6 protein-coding genes are annotated in these 6184 nt (G+C 34.7%); 4 read left to right on the top strand and 2 right to left on the bottom strand.

The features are described 5' to 3' along the window. Window positions 1–464: 464 nt before the first annotated feature. The gene (locus BIV59_RS20425) at window positions 465–764 is read right to left on the bottom strand and encodes an LD-carboxypeptidase (protein ID WP_083392292.1); all 300 of its coding nucleotides are present in this window, start codon (window positions 762–764) and stop codon (window positions 465–467) included. 236 nt (window positions 765–1000) lie between these two features. Further along, the gene (locus tag BIV59_RS20430) at window positions 1001–2035 is read right to left on the bottom strand and encodes an asparagine synthetase A (RefSeq protein WP_083392293.1); all 1035 of its coding nucleotides are present in this window, start codon (window positions 2033–2035) and stop codon (window positions 1001–1003) included. A 259-nt stretch (window positions 2036–2294) separates the two neighbouring features. On the opposite strand from BIV59_RS20430, the gene BIV59_RS20435 reads away from it, so the two are divergent. The 4 genes from BIV59_RS20435 (at window position 2295) to BIV59_RS20450 (ending at window position 6102) form a co-directional block, all read left to right on the top strand. Beyond that, the gene (locus tag BIV59_RS20435) at window positions 2295–3062 is read left to right on the top strand and encodes a P-loop NTPase (RefSeq protein ID WP_071353308.1); all 768 of its coding nucleotides are present in this window, start codon (window positions 2295–2297) and stop codon (window positions 3060–3062) included. A 22-nt stretch (window positions 3063–3084) separates the two neighbouring features. Further along, complete coding sequence (locus tag BIV59_RS20440) at window positions 3085–4047, top strand: aldo/keto reductase (RefSeq protein ID WP_071353309.1); 963 nt, start codon at window positions 3085–3087, stop codon at window positions 4045–4047. 37 nt (window positions 4048–4084) lie between these two features. Further along, window positions 4085–4927 carry a phytanoyl-CoA dioxygenase family protein gene (locus BIV59_RS20445; RefSeq protein WP_071353310.1) on the top strand — a complete coding sequence of 281 codons (843 nt, stop codon included), beginning with the start codon at window positions 4085–4087 and terminating at the stop codon, window positions 4925–4927. 107 nt (window positions 4928–5034) lie between these two features. After that, window positions 5035–6102: a phosphotransferase gene (locus BIV59_RS20450; RefSeq protein WP_071353311.1), complete on the top strand. Its 1068-nt coding sequence runs from the start codon at window positions 5035–5037 to the stop codon at window positions 6100–6102. Window positions 6103–6184 lie beyond the last annotated feature (82 nt).

Below are 6184 nucleotides of genomic sequence, written 5' to 3' on the forward strand. Positions count from 1 at the left end.
GCATTTTTTCTAGGTGTATATATTTTATTTTATGGTTTACTATATTCTTTTTAAAACTTGGCATAATTTTTAGTGAGTAAATATGAATTTGTTTATAGTTTCACAGTATAGACAAAGCCCTTTTCCAAAGAGTTATTTAGGAAAGGGGTTTTCTCTTTTCCATATAATAAAACTCATACCACTGAGCTAGTAATAATAAAAAGCGACATCCTACATTTGCCGCAAGGCAGGATTATTGAATAAGCAAGGGGTAGGTTTTATCAGGTAGATATTTCTAAATCGTAAAGTTCTGGCAGGTAGAACAGGCTTTCTTATCGAAACTTAGACATATGCAATTCATTAAATTGGAGGGGAAAATGATGGCAGAAGTTTTGTTGTTACACCATGTTTTGGGCCGAACTAAGGGGATTGAAGCAGTCGCCGATCAACTGAGAGATGCTGGGCATACTGTGCACGTTCCAGATTTATTTGACGGCCGCATATTTTCCTTGATGGAGGAAGGTTCGGAAACCGATAACTGTAATTATCCCTTTTACATTGCTGTCTTCAAATGCTTCATGTAGGTCATTTAAGCGATGGTCAATTGTCGCAGAATTTTGTAGATCATTTTCAAAGATATTATTTCCAAAAGTCACTACTAACCCCAATTTCTCTAGACTTTTCTTAGCTTGTTGTATTCCTTGTTCTGATAAAATACGGGCACTTCTACTCGGTGCAATGACTCGAATTTCATCTCCGCTTTGAAGTTTCTTTGGTAAAATCATATAATCCACTCTCCGAAATTTTATTTTGGGATTCATCCAAACCTTGGCGCTTCATTAACTCATTTTGTAGGTAAGCCTATTCGGACAATGTTAATTTTATCAAATACGAAATTCGTTTTTGATTATTTATTTTTAGGAAATTATGAAAAGTGTATTAGTAACCTGAAAAAAATAAAGCTAGAAGAAAATCCCAGCTTTATTATATAAATTAAGGTTTGAAAATGAAGTATTAACTTTTAGGGGTTAATTAAGACTCCGTTAAATCTTGGGATAAGCTGACAATCTCTAATATCTGTGTTGTTTGTTAACCATAATATAAATCTCTCAATTCCCATTCCGAACCCAGCGGTCTGTATAGGAGATACATCTTTCATATGTATATACCATTCATAATGAGCTTCATCAACTTGTAAAAGCTTCATACTTTCTTTTAATGCATCAGCAGTTGCGTGTCTCTGTCCACTTCCAATTACCTCCCCAATGCCGAATAAAAGATCTCCATTCAAAGCATAATTGAAATTTTCAGTGTGATCTTGATAGAAAGGAACAGATTTATAATCATGATGTGTCACCCAAACAATTCCCCCGTTGAGTCTTATAAGTTCTTGCTCTCCTTTATTTGTAAGTGTTCTAAAGCCTTCCTTATGATACTCTACAAATTCACTATTATTATTTAATTGTTGTGCTGCTTCTTCCATTGTTATTTGAGGGTACTTTCCATTTTTCGAGATTACTGATAGTACATGGTCTAGTTCCCCTGCAGTGTTTTTAATTATGTCTGGGATAGCTTCATAAAGATCAACACATAAAGTGTGTACATATTGGTTTACCAATTGAATGACATCATTAAGATCTCCTATGATTTCTGCTTCACTATGATAAAACTGGCATAAATGCCTCTGATCAGCGTTTTCCCCTCGGAATGAAGGCATTACATAGTGTACACCACCTGGTTGATTCCTTAATGCGTATTCTAAATGAAATTGCATGGAGTCCGAAAGATATGTTTCAACTCCTTCAAGCTCTACCTTTACAGGTAGAGAATCACTGCCAAGGCCCATTGGGCTCGTCACAGATCCAGTAGTAATAGGCAAGCAAACACTTCGAATTCCTTTTGATCTAAAGAACTTCCACGTAGAATAATTAATTTCATCTTGGATTGTTAGTAAAGCTTGATACCACGGATTCTCAAGCGCTTTTTTAAAATGATTATCCACATCTGTCCAGGACTTGGGTGGTACTAAAGTCTTACCTAGTGTCGAATTACTCATAATACTTCTCCCCCTTATCGAAAGTAGTCTAAATATTTTCAAATTTCAACTTAGCACATAATTCATACTTATGTCTGATTTTTTTTGTATTTCAATATTGAGAAATTAGTTGAAAATTAAGGGTCATAATAGATGATTTTAATCAAGATTTATCAATATGCAAAAATCGGTCAAAATATTGACTATTTTCTTACAATAATTTAATTTAGCGGTAGGAACCAAGCATATCAAGCTTAATGACCGGGAGTGATTTTGGAATTTGAAAACAAAATTTATATTTATTTATAGCGGTAAGGGTGGGGTAGGTAAATCTACTATTTCTATCAATCTTGCTTATTCATTGGCAAGTTATAATCCATCATTACGAGTGGGGCTATTTGATGCAGACCTTGAGGCTCCCAGTATTCCAGTTCTGCTTAAAGGATTAAAGGTTGCTCAACCAATGCGAATGAAAGAAATGAAAATTCTTCCTGCTTTAATTGAGGGAGTGAAAATCTCATCAACAGGCCTTATTAACCATCCAAAAGACAACCTTTACCTTTCGGGTAAAATGCTTGAAGGAGCTCTAAATCAGCTTTTATTTCATGACGCATGGGATGTTGATTTGCTACTAATAGACCTTCCACCTGGAACAAATGAAATTCATCGACAAATTCTTTCAAGGCTAAAAGGAGATGTGTTGCTAGTTACTTCTCCGCAAGTATTAAGTTATTCGGATACTCAAAGAGGGATAGATTTTTTAAAACATTTTGATGTAAACATTCTGGGGATAATAGAGAATCTTTCATACCACGAATGCCATCACTGTGGGTCTACTAATCTCATATTTAAAGGAAATACAGATAAGCTTTTAGCAGCTCCTAACAAGCTATCAGTTATTATGAAACTCCCTGTAATGGAGGGTCTTGGAAGCCGGACTGAAGATAAGCCGTTTGTGTTAAGTAACAATAACCATCCTATTAGCAACCTTTTTAAGGGGCTGGGAAATATGATAACTAGTAATAGCTTCTCATTTGTTAAGGGATAAAGAAAGGTTAGTGGAGGTTTCAATGGAGAAAAGAAGACTTGGCAAAACAAACTTGCAAGTTGGAGTACTTGGCTTCGGCGGTTCGGAAATAGGATTGGAAAAGGTTGATTTTAGTGTTGTGGACAGACTATTAAACACAGCATTGGACAATGATTTGAATGTTATTGATACTGCAGAATGTTACGGAATCAGTGAAGAGTTGATTGGTAAAGCAGTGTCACACAGACGTTCCGACTATTTCCTCTTTACAAAATGTGGACATGCCAGTGGTTTGCCCTTTGAAGACTTTGATAAAACTTTAATTGAAGTCAGCGTAGATAGGAGCTTAAAAAGATTAAACACTGAATATATTGATGTTGTTCATCTACACGGGGCATCGAAAGAAATTATAGATAACGGAGAGTTATTAGAAGAGTTAACAAAACTAAAGAATAAAGGAAAGGTTCGTTTTGTAGGATATAGTGGTGATGGGTATGATGCATTACATGCTGTTAAATCAAACTATTTCGACACTCTTCAGACTTCTCTTAATATTGCTGATCAAGAAGCAATTGAGTTAATAATGCCTGCAGTGAAAAAATTGGATATTGGAGTTATTGCAAAAAGACCTATAGCCAATGCAGCTTGGAAAGATGGGAATAGGATACGCTCAAAGTATGAAAGACAAATGTCAATTGCAAAAAGAACAAATAACCAGAATATATTATCGATGGGAAAACCAACAAAGTTGACTTATTTGGAAAGACTTGAAAAATTAAATTACGATTTTTTAAATCAAGAAAACGATAAGCAAATAGCTGAATATGCTTTAAGGTTCACTTTAACAGTTCCGGATGTACATATTGCAATCATAGGAACCAAAAAGCCAGAGAGGTGGATGGAGAATCTAGGTTATCTAAATGGCCCACTGCCTGAGGTCGTCTACAATAAGATACGAGCACAATGGATTGAAAAATCAGAAGTTAATTGGTCTGGTATGAATTAAAACCTTAAAACTTAACCTTTAAAGGTGGTGGAGTTAAATGGATATTGAGGAAAGTATAGTTGAAAATGGTTTTGTTGTTCTAAAGAATGTATTTACTCTAGATGAAATAACTGAACTAAAATCGGCTGTTGAAAGGCTTTACGAGAAAGTTAATGAAAATCCTGCTCAATTTACATGTAGATACACTTCAAAGACCGACATTGTAGACACATGGGGGGTAAATAATATTATGTTTCCAGAAACGTATGAAACAGCTTTTGGAGACGTATTTAACAATGAGACATTAATGGATTCGATACAGACAATACTGGGGGAACAACTAAGGTTCTGGGGAGCGCATGCCTTATGGTCACCCAAAACAACGGACTATGAGCTTCGATGGCATAGGGATTATGGTGATAATGATTTCTACAACTCTGATGGGAAGCCTAACCATATACAATTCAATATCCCTCTTTATCAAGATCATTGTTTTATCGCAATTCCTGGGTCACACCGGAGAGCTTTGTATGAAAAAGAGCAGGAAGAAGTTATGGAAGATGGAACGAATTATTTAGAGGGACAACAAGAGATACATTGCGAGCCAGGTGATGTACTGTTAATGAATGCCCACACATTACACCGTGGAAGATGTTCAACTAGTGAATTTAGAAGGACCCTCCATTATAGTTTACAGGCAAAAGATGAACCTTATGGTGGTCATACTTCATTTCCACAGATTAGAAATGAATCATTTCTAAAATCCATGAATCCAAGAGTACGGGAACTAATGACAAATCTTATTGAATGGGACAATGCACATCCTTTAAACAAAAGGGAATATATCAGCCAATTAAAGAAGAAGAAGGAAAGGGAATGTTACATAGCTGGTAAAAAGTAAACTCCTTATTCCACTATCAGTAAATTTATTCTCTTACCTTGATAGTTTATATTAACCAATAAAAATGGTGTATGAACAACTATCCTTGATTAAATTTAGGGGGATTTATGCTAAAGCCAGTTGATGAATATCTAGGACTTATTCCCGATATTATATTTCAGAAAATTGAGGAAATATACAACCTTAATAACTACAATATTTACCCTTATACAGGTATTAATGATACCCCTGTACTTTTAAATAAAAGATCACAAACCTCACGAAAAGTCATCATTGAAAGTAATGAAGCTTTATATATTCTTAAAGAAATCCCTTGGTACGCTGATAATGACAACATTGCAGCTATTTTACAAGTTCAGGAACTTCTTTACCATCAAACTAAAATGGTTCCTAAAATAGTACGGAGTGAAAATGGGTATCTAATTGAAGATATTTATGGGAAACGGTATTTTATACAAGAATATATAAAAGGATATTCATTTAGTGGAGAATCACGAGAGTGTTATAGTGCAGGAAAGTTTCTCTTTGAATTGCATGAACAAATGAATTTATTGCTTAATGCGGATAGTTTTCATTTGAAAAGCCAGAATCCATCTGAAATTAGTTCAGGTGTTCTAAATTTAGTGGCCAGACACTTTAGAAAGATCCGTACAAGTTTAAACAAGAGGGAGCAAGGCCAATTTCATACATTTTTAACGGCGACCAATTTAAAAATCAAGAAAATAAAAAGTGACTTGGTAAAATTGAATATTCCCATAAGACGAAGTATAGTGCATGGGGACTTCAACCCAAACAATATGACATTTTCTTCTAGTGGAACTGTGAAGAGCGTGTATGACTTTGACAATGTTTGCTATGACGATCCTGTGCATGACATTGCTGAAGGTTTAATTAATTTCTCTATGATTACGTTCCGTCCATTCTCATCAAGGTTTTCCAATATAAACTTTACTATAAATGACAAAGCTATTGATTTTCTAAAAGGATACTACCACAAAGAGTTGGATAAAAAACACTTGGCTTGTCTACCTGCAATTGCAGCGCTTATTAGTATAGAGTTGATTGGATTAGGCCTCTTGCGTGATGACTGGAACATTGATACAGCGAATCAATTTCTATTGCAAGTAGATGAAATGAAAAATAACTTGAATAATGTAATTAAAAGCGAGTTATAAAGTTAAAGAAGGTGAGTGTGTTTGGAGCGAGGTACCTTATTTAATATAAAAAAAATATTATTACATGAAAGAAATTTATCAC

Origin of the sequence: Bacillus sp. MUM 13 (assembly GCF_001866725.1) — a bacterium.
GTDB lineage: Bacteria > Bacillota > Bacilli > Bacillales > DSM-1321 > Peribacillus.

What these genes read in the sequence shown, in the direction of transcription:
- BIV59_RS20425 (WP_083392292.1), bottom strand. Translation starts at nt 764, where the DNA reads ATGATTTTACCAAAGAAACTTCAAAGCGGAGATGAAATTCGAGTCATT.
- BIV59_RS20430 (WP_083392293.1), bottom strand. Translation starts at nt 2,035, where the DNA reads ATGAGTAATTCGACACTAGGTAAGACTTTAGTACCACCCAAGTCCTGG.
- BIV59_RS20440 (WP_071353309.1), top strand. Translation starts at nt 3,085, where the DNA reads ATGGAGAAAAGAAGACTTGGCAAAACAAACTTGCAAGTTGGAGTACTT.
- BIV59_RS20445 (WP_071353310.1), top strand. Translation starts at nt 4,085, where the DNA reads ATGGATATTGAGGAAAGTATAGTTGAAAATGGTTTTGTTGTTCTAAAG.
- BIV59_RS20450 (WP_071353311.1), top strand. Translation starts at nt 5,035, where the DNA reads ATGCTAAAGCCAGTTGATGAATATCTAGGACTTATTCCCGATATTATA.